This window comes from Pedobacter sp. UYP1 (assembly GCF_040547305.1).
GTDB lineage: Bacteria > Bacteroidota > Bacteroidia > Sphingobacteriales > Sphingobacteriaceae > Pedobacter.
Window position 1 is genome coordinate 151,005 of the sequence record NZ_JBEPPL010000012.1, and the last position, 19,582, is coordinate 170,586.

Here is a 19,582-nt window from a genome sequence, read left to right on the forward strand (position 1 = left end):
AAAATATTCATCTTAGCAATTGCAAAATATTATAAGTGCGGATAGTTCCTTTTTGCATTTTCAATTTCCGGTATTACATCTTCCTCAAGTAAGAAACCTGCTTTGACCAGATCTTCACAGGCTTTCTTTAAAGCCTCCGTATACGCGTCTATGCCCGTATACCGTTCTTCCAGTGATAATCTTGGATCTCCGGCTGCAAGACGCTCCGCTCTGGTCAGTTTAAAAGGAATAAACATTCCATTAAGAGAAGCTAAATCACCTTCTCCATAACCTTTTTTCCGAAGGCTCCAGCCTGTATAGGTACCCACAGGAACCCTGATTGCTATATTTTGTATGCCGCCTTCTTCATTTCCGTCTGAATCTACTTTTGGGACCAATACAATATACCTTTTGTCTTTCAAAATTTCAGGAGGCTCCTGTAATTCGCCTGAAAGGTCTCTTGCTGAGAAATTCCGGCCAAAATCTAAAAGAGGAGGATTATTTACCAAACCTTTAAACGGAATTCCAGGTATTGCAGGCCATTGGAAATCAGTTTTATCAGCCTGAACAAGCGTACTTTTTGCCAGCGTAGGATAAGCACTTTCCGGCGGCAAAGTACCCTTTATGACCCACTTTTCGAGTGCAATCAGCAAAGCACGAAGGGTAGGATTTACTGGATTGTTATTCGTATTGAAGCCAGTTAATGGATCAACAATGCTCATAGGCGAATGTTCTGTTCCATTAATCAGGTAAATCCTTACGTTTTCGGGAACAGGCAAATCTTTTGTTCCATCAGATTCGGTATGCGTTAACGATGCTCTGGATTGCCAGTATTCTGTAGAAGTTAGCGTCTGCATAATCAGCGGGCAGGTATTGGTTTTGGAGCAACTGGCAAGGATGCCACCGGTTGTGCCTGAAACAGCATCTAAACGGTTGTCCCAGGTAAAAGGAGGCAGATTAACCGGAAAAAGATGCTCTTCATGTTGCATTCCACCACCACCTGGCCGGCCAAACCGTATATTTAATGAAATGCGCCGGGTACCAATATGTGCGTTCACACCATCAAAAACTTTTTTCCCTTCTTCATCTTGATTGAACCCTAAATCCAGAAATGTCCTGATGAAGTTGCTGCATTGGGATACACCCTGAATGATTGTCGCCTTAATCGGTATAACGTTTAAATCAGATGTAAAATCTGGATTCATCTTCTGTGTACCATCCTTTTCCATCAGAGAGGTAATATCCTTTTTCATCAAAGAGTTAATATCCCGTTTCATTAAAGAGGTAATATCACGGATTGCCGCAAAGCCCAGACCCAATACTAAAGGGTTTTTAGCCTTATACACCAACTCATAAATATAATTTGGATCGAAGCCAGCTTTCAGGGAAATGTTGGTAGAGCTGGGGGTGCCAGGAAAAGGGAGGGAAGTGCAGTCAGAAAATGCCCAATCGCTGTTGTTGATTATGATTTTTGGATCTCCCTCGCGTATCCTTATGGTTAATGTCAGGTTCTTGTTGTCAAGGCTTACTGTTTCATAGCTGTGGTGCGTAAATCCGGTGAAAACTCCACTACTTAAATTTAGTGTATTTACGGGATTTGCTATGCTGAATTCTGTACGGAGCAGACCTGATATTTCTTTCCCATTTTCTGTGGCTACGGGAACCTTCATTGTAAGTCTTCCGTCGCCGGGAAGAACGTCCCCCTGCCAGGCGCACCATAAGACCGTATAACCTCTTTTTAATAGCACTTCATCCGCTCCGAAAGCATTTCCCCTGTTCGGCAGGCTCATAAAAAGCAGTCCGTTGCTTTTCAATTTTTCTGCTGGGCAAAGTATAATAAACTCACTAACATACTCAACCATACCCTCTGAGTTTTTTGGAGCCAATTTGATATCCTGTATAATACTATTCAATGGGTTGGCCGGATCAATCTCTCCGTAGGCATAACCTTTGATTTGCTGGTATGATCCTGCCTGGCCAAATACCTTTCCATTTTTATAAGGTAGTGTACTTGTCACTTCGATTCTTGTTATTTTTGCATAAGAAGAAGTAAACCAGAGCATCAGGATGAGTACTAAAAGATAACTTTTTCCTGTTAAGCGTATAAAAGCATTTTTCATTTTTTTTAGTAAATCTGAAATTTCATTATTGATATTTCAACCGATTTGTTAAATCTATTTCAATATACAAGTAGTAATTGTATTCTCCTGCCTCTGCATGGAAAAATAGCTGAATAGTTCTGCAAGAATCTGGCTTGATTTTAGATAGTTGACAGTTGAACATATTTCTATGTCCACCAACTGATAAATCGGGCTCATTATATCAATTTATAGAAAAGATGAAAAAAATAGTTTTGAAGACCTTAAAATGGTTAGGGATTTTTGTGGCATCTGTATTATTTTTGATGTTTATTATTCCGTTGGTGTTCCCTGGAACTATTTCTGACCAGGTAAAAATCTTTGCGAACAAGCGCCTGGCCGGGAAACTTGATTATAAAAAAGTACATCTTACTTTCTTCCGGCATTTCCCTTCTCTTACAGTATCGGTGGATGATTTACTACTGTTAGGTTCTAAGCCTTTTCAACAGGATACTTTACTGTCAGCAAAAGAAGTGGCTGTGGGAATCAATTTAAAGAATTTGATTTTTGGTGGTGAGGTTAAGATCGATGAAATTTATGTAAATGATGCTGAAGCAAATGTTTATGTCAATAGTAAAGGGCAGGCCAATTATAATGTCTATGTTTCCAATCCATCTAAAGGTCCAAAAGACACTACTGAAAAAGGTACATCCATCAAACTGGAGCTTATCAAATTTAAGAACTGGCATATCAAGTATACCGATCATGCAGCTAAAATATTAGTGGATGCAAAAGGACTTAACTATATAGGAAAAGGTGGATTGAGCGAGGATATTTTTGATCTCAAAACTGATCTTAGGGTAAATCAACTGGACTTTAGTCTGGACAGGATCTATTATGCAAGGCAAAAATCTCTGCGTGCCGACCTGGTAACAAGAATCAATACTGATGCACTGACTTTTGTCCTTAGAAAAAATGAACTCAGGATCAATGATCTTCCATTAAAATTCACTGGATTCCTGAGTATTCTGAAAGATGGATATGATCTGGATATCAAAGCTGCCTCAGAAAAAACTACTATTCGTGATATGATTTCTGTACTGCCACCACAGTATCTTGAATGGGCAAAGGATACCAAACTAGAAGGAAACAGTGATTTGTTTTTCAGCCTGAAAGGACAATTTAGTGAACCCAGGAATCTGAAACCGAATTTTAATGCACGTTTGCTGGTTAAAGATGGTGTCATTTCCAGCACAAAGGCGCCGGTTCCTATGAACAATCTTAATGTTGATCTGAATGTCGATTTACCTTCACTAGATCCGGAAAAGCTAGGATTGGATCTTAAAAAACTAACGTTCGACCTTGGACAGAAAAGCAATTTCAGGGCAGTTGTTAAAACCAAAGGACTAAGTGAGATGAGCGTAAATGCGGCTATAAAAGGTGCTGTAAACCTCCAGACGCTAGATGATGCATTGGGCTTAAAAGAGCTTGAAATTAAAGGTTTGATGAATGCCGACGTAAAGGCAAACGGTATTTTTAGCATGGATAAAAAGCTATTTCCGAAAACCAGCGGATACCTTGATCTGAAAAACGGCTGGTTAAAAACAACGGCTTATCCGAATCCAATAAAGAATATCAATCTGACAGCTCATATCAATAATACGGATGGAACCTTCAGTAGTCTGGGTGTAAAACTTTCCCCTTTCAAATTTGATTTTGAAGGCAATCCGGTATTTGTCGATGCTGATTTACAGAATTTTGAAGATATGCTTTACAAAGTACGCGCTAAAGGAGTACTAAACGTTGGAAGAATTTATCAGGTCTTTGCAAGAAAAGGATTTGATGTCAGTGGATTAATTACGGCGGATCTTTCCCTGAATGGGCGACAAAGTTATGCCACTACTGGTCAGTACAGCAAACTTGATAATAAAGGTACGCTGAACTTGAAAAATATAAAAGCGAATACCGCCTACCTGCCAAAGCCATTTTATATAAAAGAAGGTAATTTCGAGTTTGAAAACGAGAAAATGTGGTTTAGAAAGTTCTATGCGACCTATGGGAAATCTGACTTTTCGCTGAATGGTTATCTGTTAAATACGATCAATTACTTTATCGACCGTAAAGGCACTCTCCAGGGAAACTTTGCATCGCATTCTGATTATATCCTGATTGATGAATTTATGGCACTGAAGAGCGGTGAAAATGCGCATAAATCTTTAGAAGTTGAATATGCGAAAGCCGAAAATCCTAAAAGCAGCGGTGTGGTGATCGTCCCGAAAAATCTGGACGTTTCCTTAAAAGTTGATGCGAAAAAAGTGGGCTTTAAAGGATTGGAAATTAACCAGCTTCAAGGCATCGCTTCTGTGCAGAAAGGTCAGCTATTTTTGAAGAATACCTCATTCGATATTATTGGAAGCAGGATGAACATTAATGCACGATATCAGAATGAATCGCCTTTAACCGCCAATTTCGATGTTGCATTTAAGGTTATGGACTTTAATGTGCAAAGAGCTTATAAAGAAATTGATATGGTGCGGGAAATGGCTACTTCTGCAAAAGATGTGAAAGGAATTGTGTCGATGGATTATAAGTTAAAAGGCGATTTTGACCAAAATATGAACCCTATTTATCCTTCATTAGAAGGGGGAGGTGTGGTGAACTTGCGGGATGTAGCGGTGAAAAATATAAAAATGCTTTCTGTAATCGGAGATAACGTAGGGGCTGATGCCTTTAATAACCCTGATATGAAGGGGGTTAATGTTGTTACACATATTAAAGATAACCTGATCCACATCGATGAATTTAAATTTAAAGTCTCTGTGCTGAGACCTTCCATTAGCGGAACTACAAGTTTCAATGGATTACTAGATATCCTGGTTAAAGTCGGTCTGCCTCCAGCTGGCTGGATCGGTATCCCGGTTGCAGTTACAGGAACAAGTGACAAACCGAAAATCAAGTTTTTCAGCAGGACAGGTCAGGGAATTTTAACTGCGGTATATAACAGGAAAATTAATAAGGTGATCAAAGAGGAGAAACGTGATCAGAAGAAATCTGGGGGAGCGCAGCGAAAACAGAAAAAGGTACAGGAAAAGAAAGCTGAAAATGCGGAGAAACAAGTAGCTGAAGATGTTAAAAAGAAGTAAGGTAAGGCTGGGATGCCGTGACATCCCAGCCTTATTAAATTATTGAATAGCCAACAAAGATGCTTATTAATCTTTTACCCCTTTTATCCAATCCTTAAACCTGTTCATTTGTTCTGTGATAAAAGATTCATGTTCTTCTTCTCCTTCAGGACCTGCTGGTAAAACATGCTCAAAATAGGTTCCTTTTAATACTTTTCGGAGTATGCCCTCACCCAAAAATGATTCATTGTCGTTGAGTGTTTTCGCTGCTTTAAGCAAATGACGGATGTCATATTGCAAAGGATTAATGTCTGGTACTTGTTTATTAAGTTTCAGTAACTCATAAACAGCGATTCTTGCTGTCCTCACAGAACTTTCCATCGTAAATACAACATCATTGTTTGTTTCGACAAACTGTCCGATCAATCCCAGGTTTTTGCATCCTTCAGGAACCACACGCGGACGATCACCTTTAGCTCTTGGCATAAACATCGAGGTAATATAAGGCATAAACGCGGTGCGCACAATCGTGTTTTCGACCACATTAGCTAACTGATCTATTATACCTGTATGGTAACACAACTCGGCAAGAATCTCATCTCCTGTACATTCAGGCATTGGTTTCTTAATGTAGTTTCCTTCCTTATCCATGAACAATGCATAAACCCAAAGAACCAGGATATCATCTGGTTGTTCAGGGAAATGAGGTTGTCTGTTACAAGTAAAACTCATTAACCAGTTTGAGTCTGTAATGGTAACAATTCCTCCTGTAGCCGTTTTTCCGGAATAAGGATCATTCACGCAATATTCCTTTAATTTATTCACAAGTGCTGACGGGCTACAGGTTAAAGTCACCGATTCCCATGATGACTTTTCGATGTTACTGCAGAATTTTTCTGGTTTCCCAAAAACTTCCGATTTCGCAGCAAGATTCTTCCACAGTTTCCAACCTCCGCTTTTTCCACTGGTACTGTTGTCTATAGCTATGATAGGGGCGTTTTTATTGTCACCATAAAAAGTGTCTTCAGTCATAGACCCGGTAGTTACAATGACAAAATCTTCTTCTGTTACCGGAATTTTTACTTCTTTATCGTCTTTTTCAGTAATAATTCCTTTAACAACCTTACCTTCCGTATTGATCTGGATATCGAGATCGCTAATGAGCGTATTAAACTGGATATTTACACCTTTGTCTTTCAGGTAATTCTGCAAAGGCGTTACGAAGGTGTCATATTGATTGTATTTTGGGAAAACCAAAGAAGAAAAATCATTCAAACCGTCAATAGCGTGCAAAAAGCGGTGCATGTAAAGCTTTAATTCCAGTAAACTATGCCAGTTTTCAAATGCAAACATAGTTCGCCAGAACGTCCAGAAATTGCTGCTTAGAAAGGACTCACTAAAATAATTTTCAATCGTTAAATCATCCAGCTCCTCCTTTTTCTTGAGCAAAAGTTTAATGATAGCCAGCTGATCTAGCTTACCCAGGCCAAATTTGCTAAAGTCTTGGATTTCTCCTTGCTGATGAATCAGCCTTGCTTTAGAATAATTAGGGTCATTGTCATTGATTAAGCGATACTCATCCAGCACAGAATACGGAGCCGGCATTTCAAGGGCAGGGATATCCTGAAACATATCCCAAAGGTTTTCATAGGTCATATCCATTTCCCTGCCACCACGGATAATATATCCTTCTTTGGCATTACCGGCACCATCAAGTGACCCTCCATCAATCTGCAGTTGTTCTAGAAATGTGATGTTTTTGGCTGGAACCTGCCCGTCCCGGATTAAATAATAAGCTGTTGCCATACCAGCAATACCGCTGCCTATAATATATACTTTACTATCCTTATAAGATTTTAATGAGATACCAATATTCCGTTGATAATTTCCAATTTGATCTGCAAAAGGCATGGATTTTTGTGGAGTATTGCGTTGTTGTTCTTTACTTGCGTCAGGCTCATGGTCTACATTAACTTTAGTTGTAGAAGCGTTTAAAACTTTGCCAAATTTTGAAGAGATTTCTTTCATTATTTCAATTTTATAATACGAATGAAGATTACAACCGTTTTAGTATAAATTTTTAATCGTATTGGTGATCATCAAATTCAAAACATCTTGTCTTTACTATATGTTTCATTAATTTCTTGTAAAGTCTTGACGACAGTTCAAAGAGGATATTTCATGAGGTAGGAATTTCAAATAGAATTAAAAAACAACTTTAAAATAAAGATGTTATAGTCCCAAAAAACTTGCATTATGGATAACAAACAGAAAACAGGAAGTCCTGATAAAGACAGAATCAATGTCAAAGAAAGCTATGAACTGGAATATTGGTCTAAAAAATTTAAAGTTACGCCTGATCAATTAAAGCAAGCAGTTAAGTCAGCTGGAACATCGGCCATTGAAGTGGAGAAACTTTTGAAAAAACTTAAGTAATTCGGATTTTGATGATGGACCCTCAGTCAAAACGCAGCCCGCAGTTATATCCTTACCAGGAAAATGACATCAATTTATTATTTGAAAAACTAGGAGCTCATGAGCGCAATCACAGGTTACTATACCAGTTACCCACTGGTGGTGGAAAGACTGTAATCTTCTCAGAGATTGCCCGGAGATATATTGCCAAATACCAGAAAAAGGTGATTGTGCTTACGCATCGCAAAGAACTGTGCAGGCAAACTTCTTCAGTCTTGAAAACAGCAGGTATATCTAACAGGGTGGTGAATAGTGCGCTCAAAAAAATAGGCAGGGGAGATGGTTATCCATGTTATGTTGCGATGGTGGAGACGTTAAAGAACCGGATAAAGGATGGTCTGATTGATGTGAAACGTGTTGGATTGGTTATAGTGGATGAGGCCCATCACAATTCTTTTCATAAACTCCTCAGTAAGTTTGAGTATGCTTCGGTGATTGGTGTAACTGCTACTCCCTTCAGTTCAGACATTAATTTACCGATGAATAAAAACTATGATGAGTTGGTACTTGGTGCCCCTATTGGAGAGCTTATTGAGCAGGGATTTTTGGCAAGGCCAAAGACTTTCAGGTATGATGTAGAGTTGAACACTTTGAAAACAGGCTTACATGGCGATTTTACAGTGAGTACCTCTGATGAATTATATGCTTCCCCGGCGATGCTTGATTTGCTGGTTCACGCTTATGAGTCTCATGCCAAAGGTAAAAAGACTTTAATTTTTAATACGGGAATTTTTACCTCACGTAAGGTTATGGAGGTTTTTTCAAATCTTGGTTATCCTATAAGGCATCTGGACAACAAGACCAAGCCTGAAGAAAGGGAGGAGATTTTGCGCTGGTTAAAAAAAACCAAAGGTGCCATCCTGACTTCAGTCTCCATTTTAACTACGGGCTTCGATGAGCCTTCGGTGCAGGCGGTGATCCTGAACAGAGCAACCACTTCTTTAACACTTTATCACCAGATGATTGGCAGGGGATCGCGGCGTCTTCCTCAAAAGAAGACTTTTACGATTGTAGATCTGGGCAATAATACTGATCGTTTTGGCCACTGGAATGCTGCGGTTGATTGGAAACATGTTTTTGAAAATCCTGAGGTTTATCATGAAAGTTTAACGGCAAAAACCAGTTATCAGGCACACCAGATGCCTGCTGAAATGCGTTCTAAATTTCCTAATAGTCTTGAGATTTCTTTCGATGTGCAGTCAGCACATCAGCTGGCCCTGGCAAATGGTTTAAAACCTAAAATTGTTATTCGTGATTCTATCAGGCAACATGCTTTAATGTGTGCAGACAATAGCGATTGTATTCCTGATGCCATCGCACTGATCACGGAATTAGAGAGAGAAATTGACTGGAGAATCAGACAATATGCAAAATGCCTTGGCAAAGTCACTAAAAATTACACAGAGTGGCTTCGGGAAGATTATCATCAAAAGCTGAAAATACTCATTGAAAAGCTAATGCGCAGAAGAGAGTTGATGCGAATAGCGGTATAATGGTTCAGGTGAGAAGAAACAACTATAGTTTTCTTTTGTTAACTAAACAAGCATTTGCAGAAGCATTTGAAAATGAAATTTAACCTGGAAGCCTAAACCTATTACTTATGAAGCGAATATTAATGATCCTGACTTCTCATCAGCAAATGGAGAATACCGATAGTAAAACCGGCGTGTGGCTTGGAGAGTTTACTGATCCTTATTATGAATTTATTGATCAGGGTTATCAGGTCACTTTAGCCAGTCCTTTGGGTGGAAAGCCGCCAGTGGATACGATGAGTGAATTGACTGAGCATATTACTGGTGCTAACCGCAGGTTTGCATCGGATGAATTTGCCCAAAGCGCATTTAATCATACACATACACTAGTTGGATTATCCGCTACTGATTTCGATGCTGTATTTTTTCCTGGTGGTCATGGGCCGATCTGGGATTTGGCTCATGATGAGACTAGTGCAAGATTAATCCAGGAGTTTTTTGATGCGCATAAACCGGTTGCTGCTGTTTGTCATGGCCCGGCGGCTTTGATTAAGGCAGCTGAGCTGGTACCTGGTTTATTAGCCGGCAAACGACTAACAGGCTTTACCAATGCTGAAGAACATTTAGTTGGGAGAGCAGACAATATTCCGTATAAACTGGAGGATAAACTTGTTGAACTTGGCGCTGATTTTAAGTCTGCTTTGGTTCCTTTTTTCTCTCACGTGGAAACCGACGGGCTGTTAATTACAGGTCAGAACCCATTATCAGCTGGACCTGCAGCTAAAGAATTAATTAAAGTTTTAGAGAATGAGGTTGTAAATTGATTTGGATTTTACCTAAAATAAGGACTGGCCTGCTTTAACGGGCGGGCTTTTTAACGTACAGTCGTTTCTGGAATACTATATAATCTAATTGAATTTCTGGGAAACAATATATCAACTTACCTGTTCCAGCTAAATCAAACCTTAAATTAATTTTTATGAAAACACAACATCCAAACCTGAAGATTTATGCTGAAAAGCTGAACACCAGAAATACAATTATTCTTTCTACTGTAGGTTTTCAAGGCTCGCAAACTGTGGATCTTGCTAATTCAAAAAGACTGGCAACAGATTTTCTGGAAGAGTTTAAAGAAGCTATTAACTCTGGAGATGAAAGTCTTTGGCGGATGTGGCGTTAATGATAGTAGAAAAAAGATGTCAGGATTTATCTAATGTATGCGTGATATTGACTATCTCTCTAATTCCTTTATCCAGATCGGTTGTGGATTTATTTAAATAAGTTAAAATCTCTTTTTGCGCATCGGTGACAAAATCTTCATTTTTCAACAAATCAACTAATCCGATTATTTTTGCGAGAGAATCCCTGATTTTATGGGATTGCGTCCATGCAATTTCCTGCAGTTGTAATGCCTGCCTTTGAACCTGAGAAATATTCTCTTTATAAGCTGTAATATCTCTATAAGAGCCAATAGCCCGTGTTGCATTTCCATTCTGATCCCGAAGAAATATACCTCTGTAATGGATAAGAGCAACTTCTCTGTTTGCTTTTAAAAATCGGTATTCAGAATGTAATACTTCTGTATTTGGATTTTTGACTGCGTCATTTAATTCTTTTAATGCTTGTTCCTTGTCGTCAGGGAAGATATTGTCAGACCATAGTGTGTTATTATATACATTCAGATCATAACCGAAAATTTCATTGAAACCCACACTCCAATTAGCTACATCATTTTCAATGTCCCAATCGCAGATAGCTTCATCTGCTGCCTTAAGCATTAGCCTGTATCTGTCATTGCTTAATTTTAGTTCTTCATTTTTATTGATCAGATCAGTTACATCAGTCGAATTGGTCACTATACCTAAGATAGCAGGGTCTTCAAGCATATTCCTTGCAGTAGTCGTTAACCACCGCCACTCATTATGACCATTTAAGAACCGAAAAGGTTGTATATGAACTCTTTCAACTTCATATAGAGAATTCAGCTGCGATGTAACCCTTTCCAGATCTTCAGGATGTATATAATCGTATGCCGTTTTACCTACCATTTTTTCGGGGTATAGGTGTAGCAAACTGATACAGCTCTCACTTAAAAACTGATACTTTCCATCCATATCGATTATAGATGTTAAATCTGAGCCCGCTTGTACAAGCGCTTTAAATCTTTTTTCACTGAGGAGTAACGCTTCTTCTAATTTTTTTGCTGTTTGTTCATGTTGTAATTGTATAGTAATATCTGTTGCTATGATAAGTTCAGCGAGGCTCCCATTTAATTCAAATAAATTACTCTTAATCTCAACAGAAATAATCTCTCCATTTTTCTTTAAATGCTTGTAACGTTTACTAGTGAAACACTCCTTATGCCTGTGAACATCTTCCATGGCCTGCTCAAATTGATGGATAGTATCTTTTGGCCTTATTTCCTTAATAGTCATACTTAGAAAATCTTCTCTGGAATATCCATAATGAAGTATAGCTGCTTCATTGACTTCAAGAAAAGATAAGGTGCTGACGTCATAAATCCACATCGGTTGTGGGCTAAGTTGGAAAATATCTTTGTATAGGGTATTTCGAAAGTCCATAATTTAATAATAATAATTCTTTATAAATAAGCTCAGAGGTATGAAACAATAGTACATGAATGCTCTTAACCAATGTGGGATAGATGTATTATAATAATTAATAGGCATCGGAAAAAACTGTTGTTTATATTATTACTATAAAACAAATTTTCGAATATGCTAACCCGATCAAGTTTTTGTGAATAATAATATTTAGCTTTTAATGAAGATAACACATGATCTCCATTTTTTTGATAATTGTAATATATCTATATTTTTTATTATTTGATAACAAATTAGAATTTATTTTCTACATAAAATATTACAATGTAATAATAAAGAATTAAAGCGTTATATTGTATAGTGTAAATGTTATATGCTGAAAATGTCTGTTTTTTTGTGATTAATGAGCTGTTTTTCAAAGTAAATCATAAACAATATCAGGTAATAATTAATTTCTGTTTAACTTTTTGGTATTATTTCATTTACAAATTTTTAATTGAAGGTTAATTGCAAGTGGTTTTAATTTTAAATAATACTATATGCTCGTTGCAGATGCTATAAATCAGGAATCGAAGTTTCTAATATGAAAATAAAAAAAAATATTTCTTTCGGCGGATGGTTTACAGTTTGTTTTTTGTTCAAACATTATCCTCCTGTTTGTTATTACTCTATATTAAAAAATCTATCAATTTAACTTTAATTTTTGATTTGAAATTATGCTCTCTTTTGCTGATTTAAATAACATTTTAAACAGTAGCCCGGTCTCAATGGCTATTTTAGACTCCAATAGGAGATTTCAGGCTGTATCTAATCAATGGTTGTTAATTAATGGACTTGAAGGGGTAGAAGTAGTTGAGAAATTACATGGCGAAATATTTCCTGTAAATAACTGCGAATGGCAGATGATTTTTGATAATTGTCTGCTTGGTATTGATTATCAGGGGAAGACAAGGAGAATCAATTCTGTTGATAACACTACGATATGGATCAAATGGCAAATTAAACAGTGGACAACAAGCATATCAAGCTCCGGAGGATTTGTATTGTATTGTGAAGACATTACTGAAATTGAAAGTAGTAAGGATCAAGAGGCGCAATTTCGCGTGTTTATGGACTATATACCTGGTCTGTGCTGGATTACTAGCTCGGATAATAGGCTGACATATGCAAATAGACATTTTCTCGATATGCATCAGCTTCCGCCTACAGTGATAGGTAGAAATAAAAGAGATATTTTTGGTTATGATGTAGCAAAAGATGCATTCGTTAATAACTCAGAAGTCCTGAAAACGAAACAAAGTAAAGAATTTCAACAAACTATTCGTGATCAGGAAGGATTTCCTCAATACTTTATGACATTCAAATTTCCTTTTTTAGATTCTTCAGGAAATATGAGTTTGGTAGGAGCTGTTGGTTTTAATATTACTAAGCATAAGCAACTTGAAGAGAATCTATACCAGAGTGAAGAACAGTTCCGTCAGGCATTTGAACATTCTTTAGTTGGAATGGCTTTGATCTCTCCAGAAGGACGCTGGAAGCGTGTAAATGCTAGCTTGTGTCTAATAACGGGATATACTGAGCAAGAATTGCAATCTATGTGTATACAGGATATTACACATCCAGATGATTTAACAGAAAGTGTTTCGAAACTCGTTGACCTTGCTGATAACATAACTGAAAGCGTTAAAGTTGAAAAACGGTATATTCATAAAAATGGAAATATAATCTGGGTAGTTATTGCAGCAACTATGTTGAAAGATAGCCAAGGTAAATCACTTCATTATGTATCACAAATTGAAGACATTACTAAACGAAAAGAAATTGAAGGTGATCTGAAGCAAAGCGAAAAGAAATACCGTTCTATATTTGAAAATGTACAAGACGTTTTTTATCAAGCAGACCAGTCTGGTTTAGTGACTGAAATCAGCCCATCAATTCTTCAATATTCTGGCTTTTCCAGAGAGGCTATTATTGGTCAGCCCGTTTCTGATTTTTACTATTATCCCCAAGATAGAGAAAGGATTATCAATAGTTTGAAAACTGACGGAACAGTAATCGATTTTGAAGTCAGATTAATTACAGCAGGTCAGGAATTAAGATATGTATCTGTGAATGCCAGGTTAATTTTAGACAATGGTCAGATCATCGGTACTGAAGGGAGTATGAGAGATGTAACAGCGAGGAAGTTTCAGGAAAATGCATTAAAAGCCTTAAATTCGGAATTAACGGCGTCAAATGAGCAGAAAAACAAGCTCCTGTCCATTATAGGTCATGATCTTAGGAACCCAATTTCAGGAAGTCTGGAGCTTTTAGAAATGACATTGGCAGATCTTTATTTGATTTCTGTCGATGAAATTCACCTGCACCTCTCAATGATTAAGCAGGAATTATCGAACGCTAATGAGCTTTTAGATCGACTGCTTATCTGGGCAAAATCGCAATTTAATGCAATTGGCTTTCACCCTGTAGAAATTAAAGATATCTCAGCTCTTATCAAACGATCTGTGCAAAATGTCTTGCCGATGGCCAACAAGAAATCTATTCAGATATCACAGCATATAGAACCTGCGTTGGGCATCTATGCAGACAAAGAAATGCTGGAAACTATAGTGAGAAATTTACTCTCCAATGCTATCAAATTTTCGCATATGGGGGGGGAAATAACTATTAATGTGCTAAAAAAAGGAAGTGATATGCTCTTTTCTATTGCTGACAATGGGATTGGTGTGCCGCCAGAGAAGGTTCTTGAGCTGCTTAACAGTAAATCGAATTACACCACTTATGGTACAAATGGAGAAAAGGGGACAGGACTTGGATTAAACCTTGTTGTTGATTTTGTATTGAGGCATGAAGGGCAAATCTGGGTAAATAGTGATATAGGAGTAGGGAGCGTATTTTATTTTACGATACCATTTAATGACTGAATTCCTGCTACCGCTTAAGAATAACCTCCTCAGTTTCTATAATATTCTTACCTTTTTTTGTTTTGGTCTCAGTTTTTAGCAACTTAATTCTTCCTGGTTCATAAGTAATTATGTAGGAATCTTTATTTTTATGATTCTTTCCAATAAAGAGCTTGTTGCCCTGGGTCCATGCAGGGAGTTCTTCTTTATGTTTACCGAATCCCTGGATAATAACCAATTTATTATTTTTTGTAAATTCATAGGTTTTTTCACCTGTCTTGTAAATGTCTTTATCCAGATCTGTTACTATTCCACTGGTTTTTTCAGTTTCTACTTTAGATATAGCTTCCCATTTTCCAATAAGTTTCTGATCTAAAGTAAGTTTATTTTGCGCACAGGAGTAAAAGCTAATGGAGGTGAACAAGATGATGAGGTAGGTTTTCATATTGATATTATTTGATAAGTTAGTCTATATATACTAAAGTAGCGTTTTTGCTTAAATGTAATTCAATCTATAACCAAGTATTTTATATAAGATATACTCTAAAGTTTATGATTCGTGAACAAATCAGCCCAATCTTCTTTGTAATAAAGGCATATGTTACTGCACCCATATGCGTTTCATGGTGATCTTTCTATTTTTTCTCATTGCCCCATAGCACGTCGATATTGTTAGATTGGTGTTCATAGGTTTATTTTGTATTTAGTAAACCTGAATGTTCTGCGATTGTTTTAGTTGTCTTAAACCAATAATCCTTTTAAAGCAGGCGTGAAGTTTAAAGTTTTAAAAGCAAAGGATATATTAACCACGCTCTTTTTTCCACTCTGTTTTCATTTTAGCATAATTGGTATCGGCTTCAGCAGCTTTCCATCTGTCGTAAAAAATGGCAGCTGATGCTGCTTTTTCTATTTCCCCGGTTCCCCGCTCAAGCTGGGCATAATCATTTTCCTTATCGTATTTTTTTCCGCCTTTATAATTCGCATAGCGCCTGGCACGAGTGTAGCCCATTTGGAGGAATTTTCTTGCCATGTCTGCGCCTACGAAATCGTTTTTATTCAAGTAATTCTGGAAAATTATAAATATTTCCTCGCTGCTTTTTGTAGCGATTTCAGAGGTTTTAAAACGCCAGTGACTCCCTATTTCTGTTTTATAGGGTTCGCAGATCAAGACTCCTTGTTCTCCTTTTCCCACCAGGTAAGCTTCTGGGTTTTCCCGGTAATCTATGTCAGATTTCCAGGGGTAGTTTTCCTTCTCAAAATTAAGGTAGGAGGGTTTTCGTTGCTTGGTCATGTAAGTTAAAACAACTGATGATGGTTTAAAGTTCTCTATTTAATCGTCTAATAGGTTACTCACTAAAGTTCATCCTGATTGCGATAGATTGTTCCTGAAATTATAAAAGGAACAAATAACCTGTAAAATCTATCTTCCAAAAAAATTTTGAACTCTTTTTTAATGATGCTTTTATGAAGAAATAGCCCTCCAATGAAAAACATTAAATACATATTATTAGTTATTTGGTCTTCGGGTAATTCAAATGCTACATATATCTTGTTAATTTTCCCGCAACCTTGGTTTCAGAGTCAAACGCAGCAGAACTCGAAACTTATGGTGGATAAAAAGGTTAACAGATTCTCATAATGAAAAAACAAAGGCAGCGAACAATAAACTGTGAATCATTAATATCCGTCAAATAGAAATTAAATAATTTCTTAAAACCTTATTTCAGAGCTACCATCAGGTAGCTCTTTTTAATCAATTTCATAGATTTAAGACATCAATTGTTATTCCGGTGGAAGGACTTTATATTAGAATTTTTCCTGTTTAAAGATGTTTCTTTTGCCTGTAGATAAGGATTATTATGGTTTTTGAAGAAATGTTTTTTGTAATCTTTGTAGCTACTTACTGCACCTAAGATACTCATTGTTTTGATGTAGTACCATGCCAGGTCGATTTGGTGAGTTTTAAAACCACTTCTGGCACTTTTGGGATATAAATGATGATTATTATGCCATTCGCCAGCAACAATACCAGGCCATAACTGATTGATGGATTTATCTTTGTTACTAAAATCTACTCCTTGCTTCTGTTTGTCTTTCCCTTTTGCATGGCCTTCATAGTTAAATGTCCTTACCCCAACGGCCCAGAAACCAGCTGCTCCAAAAAGACTGCATGCTAGTGGATGGCCGCCAATTACATAGAACACTAAATACCAAAAAGACCAGTTTAATATCCAGGACGCTAAAGCATATAGAGGACTTACATAAGATCCCCATTTTTTATATTGGGGATATGTATTGGCTGTCACTCCTGTATGCTGCATCAACATTTTGACACGATTATAATCTGTCTCACTCAAGTCCTTAGCAATAGGCTGGTGGTTGACATCTGCCAGAAAACAATATAAAAAACCTGCCTGTGCGTTGTAAGGATCACCTGGCTGATCTGATTTGGAATGATGAACATGATGTGAAATCACATATATTTCTTCTGGAATCACATTTAGTGTTAAATTTTGAGTGAAAAATCGCCAGAATGAATTGCGGAATTTATACGCGCCATGAGTGCAATAACGATGGTGCCAGATTGTTCCGTGGGTACCCATAATAATCATGCTGTAAATGAATGCAGCTAAAACTGTCCACCAGCTTAAAAATTTGAATAGAAATATTATAAAAAATGGGATCAGACAAGCTACTTTGAGCCAGCTAAAAAAAGGCAGCCAATTTCTGCGGTCTTTAAATACATTTAATCTTGAGATAAATTCTCGAAGGATGTCACTTGTTGTCGGTTTAATTAATTCCCCCTTGTCATCTTGCCATCCATAGGACGGGCGCTGTAATACATAATCTAAAAATGGCATAGCTTAAAAAAAATGGTTAGTTATTAATAATTTTACGTATGTCAAATTGAGGCGCAATTATAATAATTTTATCAATTAAATAAACAGAGTTCCGGGCGACATATTCAAATTAATCAGGCAAAATATCTTAGTTTATGATGCAATCAACTGATGCATTATATAAAAGTGTTTACAATTCGACCGACTTCTAAAATGTCAAATGGCTTTTCGATAAAACCGTCAGGCTGGCACTCATTCCCATGACCTCTCCCCGAAAAACCAGACCGCTGAAAAGCTGAGAGAATCTTGGGATGACTGCCCATCAAAGAATATATATTAAGTTTAATACTAAATTTTTAGTACTATACTCGCATTGTACATCTTTTTTTCATTTCAAAGTTTAGCTGATTGTTATCCAAATTATATAAAATGGTATAAGAAAACAACATCTCCTGTGTATGCTGGTTTTGTTTGATCTTTAATCATGAGGGTAGCTTTGATGACAACTTTAGTAACTCCTTTCAAGTCTGCTATGGAAACAAGCTTAGCTTTTAATTGAACTTCACTATCTACCACAACAGCTTGTCCAAATTTAAAACTTTCTATACCGTAGTTAATCTCCATTTTTATATTGCGAACATCCGCAATTTGCTTCCAGAGGTATGGAATTAATGAAATGGTTAAATATCCATGTGCTATAGTTGTCTTAAATGGCCCGTCATTTCTAGCTTTTTCTTGATCAACATGTATCCATTGGTGATCAAGTGTTGCATCAGCGAATTTATTAATCTGTTCTTGATTAATCGTATGCCAATTAGAAAGGCCTAATTCTTTTCCCAAATAAGATTTATACTCTTCGAAATTATTGATTACTAACATATTTTTATGGATTAAAGATATTCAGTTCCGCTCAGATAAGCACCAATTGTGCCAATTTGGGCGCGAATTTACACGAACTGATTAAAAACTGCAAAAGGAAATTCAAATCGGTTAAAAACAACTTTCAAATAAGGATGTTATAGCTGAAAACTTAATACTAATAAAATCCATAATTATTATGCCTGAATTGCCTGATCTGGAGGTTTTTGCCAGGAATTTGCAAAAGCGTTTTAAAAATAGAATTCTGGAAACTGTTGAAGTTAAAGTGGCTGAAAAACTAAATGTTTCGGGTAAAGAATTGAAGCATGTGTTAGAAGGTCATCAATTGCAAAGTGTTTCCAGGGTAGGAAAAACTTTGCAATTGCATTTTGAGAACGATGCTGTATTAGGTTTGCATTTAATGCTGCACGGTGAGCTTAAAGCGTTGGAAGAAGAAGAGGTTAAATTTCAAATTGTTTCTTTTCATTTTAAAGGTGGAGATGGTTTTGCATTAACGGATTTTCAAAAGGCTGCAACACCAACATTAAATCCGGAAGATTCTGATGTACCTGATGCTTTGTCTTTGAATCCTGCATCTTTTAAAGATTTACTTGCAAAAAAGAAGGTACAGATTAAGACTTTGCTGATGGATCAGCACTCAGTTAGAGGAATCGGTAATACTTATGCAGATGAAATTCTATGGGAGGCTAAAATTTCGCCTTTTTCTATAGCTAAAGCGATTCCTGATGCTGAAGTGAAGAAATTGCTAAAGACAATCAATCATGTATTGTCTAAAGAGGCTGCTGATATAGCTGAAAAACTTCCAGAAGCGTTAAATGGTGAAATAAAGGATTTTTTAAGGATACATCACCCTGATTTAAAACATAGCCCAGGTGGTGCTGTGATTCAGATTGAAAAAAAGGGTGCCCGAAAAACCTATTATACGGATGAACAAATATTGTATAAACTGTAAACTGTTATTTTGGAGATGCAGGTTGTTTATAGGGATTACCTTTTTGCTGCTGATTTGGGGCGCCTTGATTACTGCTTTTTATAAAATTAATGGCGATTATTACTAACAAGATAATGGCAACGGCCAGACAGACCTGAAGAATCCCTTTTTTCGTATTTCTTTTTTTAACAAGTTTGACACTAGCCCAGTAACAACCGCACCGGCCAGATAATATCCAACAGTAAGTATTTTGACCTGGTCATTTTTAGCTACTGGTTCCGGATCCAGCCCCATAGGTTTGGGTAAAGTTATAGCGCCTATTCCCGCACTCAGACCCAT

Annotated in this window: 14 protein-coding genes; 7 read left to right on the top strand and 7 right to left on the bottom strand. The window is 37.0% G+C overall.

What is annotated here, in order from left to right:
• Nucleotides 1-29 precede the first annotated feature (29 nt).
• Nucleotides 30-2,099 carry an alpha/beta hydrolase domain-containing protein gene (locus ABIB30_RS20485; RefSeq protein ID WP_354304903.1) on the bottom strand — a complete coding sequence of 690 codons (2,070 nt, stop codon included), beginning with the start codon at nt 2,097-2,099 and terminating at the stop codon, nt 30-32.
• 218 nt (nt 2,100-2,317) lie between these two features.
• Between ABIB30_RS20485 and ABIB30_RS20490 the strand changes: the two genes are divergently transcribed.
• Entirely contained in the window at nt 2,318-5,200 is a 2,883-nt protein-coding gene (locus tag ABIB30_RS20490) for an AsmA-like C-terminal region-containing protein (RefSeq protein WP_354304904.1), read from the top strand.
• Between the two features lie 66 nt (nt 5,201-5,266).
• Here ABIB30_RS20490 and ABIB30_RS20495 read toward each other — a convergent pair whose 3' ends face one another.
• A complete protein-coding gene (locus tag ABIB30_RS20495; protein ID WP_354304905.1) occupies nt 5,267-7,207 on the bottom strand; it encodes an oleate hydratase in 1,941 nt (646 codons plus the stop codon).
• A 228-nt stretch (nt 7,208-7,435) separates the two neighbouring features.
• Here ABIB30_RS20495 and ABIB30_RS20500 point away from each other — a divergent pair, with 228 nt between their 5' ends.
• The 4 genes from ABIB30_RS20500 (at nt 7,436) to ABIB30_RS20515 (ending at nt 10,306) form a co-directional block, all read left to right on the top strand.
• Nucleotides 7,436-7,615: a DUF3606 domain-containing protein gene (locus ABIB30_RS20500; protein WP_354304906.1), complete on the top strand. Its 180-nt coding sequence runs from the start codon at nt 7,436-7,438 to the stop codon at nt 7,613-7,615.
• Between the two features lie 11 nt (nt 7,616-7,626).
• Nucleotides 7,627-9,147 (top strand): DEAD/DEAH box helicase, encoded by a 1,521-nt coding sequence (locus ABIB30_RS20505; protein ID WP_354304907.1) that lies wholly within the window; start codon nt 7,627-7,629, stop codon nt 9,145-9,147.
• A gap of 107 nt (nt 9,148-9,254) precedes the next feature.
• A complete protein-coding gene (locus ABIB30_RS20510) occupies nt 9,255-9,950 on the top strand; it encodes a type 1 glutamine amidotransferase domain-containing protein (RefSeq protein ID WP_354304908.1) in 696 nt (231 codons plus the stop codon).
• A 155-nt stretch (nt 9,951-10,105) separates the two neighbouring features.
• A complete protein-coding gene (locus tag ABIB30_RS20515; RefSeq protein WP_354304909.1) occupies nt 10,106-10,306 on the top strand; it encodes a hypothetical protein in 201 nt (66 codons plus the stop codon).
• Nucleotides 10,307-10,325: 19 nt separating this feature from the next.
• Here ABIB30_RS20515 and ABIB30_RS20520 read toward each other — a convergent pair whose 3' ends face one another.
• The gene (locus ABIB30_RS20520; protein ID WP_354304910.1) at nt 10,326-11,708 is read right to left on the bottom strand and encodes a PAS domain-containing protein; all 1,383 of its coding nucleotides are present in this window, start codon (nt 11,706-11,708) and stop codon (nt 10,326-10,328) included.
• Nucleotides 11,709-12,406: 698 nt separating this feature from the next.
• Here ABIB30_RS20520 and ABIB30_RS20525 point away from each other — a divergent pair.
• Complete coding sequence (locus ABIB30_RS20525; RefSeq protein ID WP_354304912.1) at nt 12,407-14,614, top strand: PAS domain S-box protein; 2,208 nt, start codon at nt 12,407-12,409, stop codon at nt 14,612-14,614.
• 7 nt (nt 14,615-14,621) lie between these two features.
• On the opposite strand, the gene ABIB30_RS20530 is transcribed toward ABIB30_RS20525, so the two are convergent.
• The 4 genes from ABIB30_RS20530 to ABIB30_RS20545 form a co-directional block, all read right to left on the bottom strand.
• A complete protein-coding gene (locus ABIB30_RS20530; protein ID WP_354304913.1) occupies nt 14,622-15,038 on the bottom strand; it encodes a hypothetical protein in 417 nt (138 codons plus the stop codon).
• Nucleotides 15,039-15,395: 357 nt separating this feature from the next.
• A complete protein-coding gene (locus ABIB30_RS20535; RefSeq protein ID WP_354304914.1) occupies nt 15,396-15,884 on the bottom strand; it encodes a DUF4385 domain-containing protein in 489 nt (162 codons plus the stop codon).
• Between the two features lie 484 nt (nt 15,885-16,368).
• A complete protein-coding gene (locus ABIB30_RS20540) occupies nt 16,369-17,454 on the bottom strand; it encodes a fatty acid desaturase (RefSeq protein WP_354304915.1) in 1,086 nt (361 codons plus the stop codon).
• 399 nt (nt 17,455-17,853) lie between these two features.
• Entirely contained in the window at nt 17,854-18,312 is a 459-nt protein-coding gene (locus ABIB30_RS20545) for a MaoC family dehydratase (RefSeq protein WP_354304916.1), read from the bottom strand.
• Nucleotides 18,313-18,490: 178 nt separating this feature from the next.
• On the opposite strand from ABIB30_RS20545, the gene ABIB30_RS20550 reads away from it, so the two are divergent.
• Nucleotides 18,491-19,264 (top strand): DNA-formamidopyrimidine glycosylase family protein, encoded by a 774-nt coding sequence (locus ABIB30_RS20550; protein WP_354304917.1) that lies wholly within the window; start codon nt 18,491-18,493, stop codon nt 19,262-19,264.
• Nucleotides 19,265-19,582 lie beyond the last annotated feature (318 nt).

Coding starts and splice junctions, on each gene's coding strand:
- ABIB30_RS20485 (WP_354304903.1), bottom strand. CDS start 2,099: ATGAAAAATGCTTTTATACGCTTAACAGGAAAAAGTTATCTTTTAGTA.
- ABIB30_RS20490 (WP_354304904.1), top strand. CDS start 2,318: ATGAAAAAAATAGTTTTGAAGACCTTAAAATGGTTAGGGATTTTTGTG.
- ABIB30_RS20495 (WP_354304905.1), bottom strand. CDS start 7,207: ATGAAAGAAATCTCTTCAAAATTTGGCAAAGTTTTAAACGCTTCTACA.
- ABIB30_RS20500 (WP_354304906.1), top strand. CDS start 7,436: ATGGATAACAAACAGAAAACAGGAAGTCCTGATAAAGACAGAATCAAT.
- ABIB30_RS20505 (WP_354304907.1), top strand. CDS start 7,627: ATGATGGACCCTCAGTCAAAACGCAGCCCGCAGTTATATCCTTACCAG.
- ABIB30_RS20510 (WP_354304908.1), top strand. CDS start 9,255: ATGAAGCGAATATTAATGATCCTGACTTCTCATCAGCAAATGGAGAAT.
- ABIB30_RS20515 (WP_354304909.1), top strand. CDS start 10,106: ATGAAAACACAACATCCAAACCTGAAGATTTATGCTGAAAAGCTGAAC.
- ABIB30_RS20520 (WP_354304910.1), bottom strand. CDS start 11,708: ATGGACTTTCGAAATACCCTATACAAAGATATTTTCCAACTTAGCCCA.
- ABIB30_RS20525 (WP_354304912.1), top strand. CDS start 12,407: ATGCTCTCTTTTGCTGATTTAAATAACATTTTAAACAGTAGCCCGGTC.
- ABIB30_RS20530 (WP_354304913.1), bottom strand. CDS start 15,038: ATGAAAACCTACCTCATCATCTTGTTCACCTCCATTAGCTTTTACTCC.
- ABIB30_RS20535 (WP_354304914.1), bottom strand. CDS start 15,884: ATGACCAAGCAACGAAAACCCTCCTACCTTAATTTTGAGAAGGAAAAC.
- ABIB30_RS20540 (WP_354304915.1), bottom strand. CDS start 17,454: ATGCCATTTTTAGATTATGTATTACAGCGCCCGTCCTATGGATGGCAA.
- ABIB30_RS20545 (WP_354304916.1), bottom strand. CDS start 18,312: ATGTTAGTAATCAATAATTTCGAAGAGTATAAATCTTATTTGGGAAAA.
- ABIB30_RS20550 (WP_354304917.1), top strand. CDS start 18,491: ATGCCTGAATTGCCTGATCTGGAGGTTTTTGCCAGGAATTTGCAAAAG.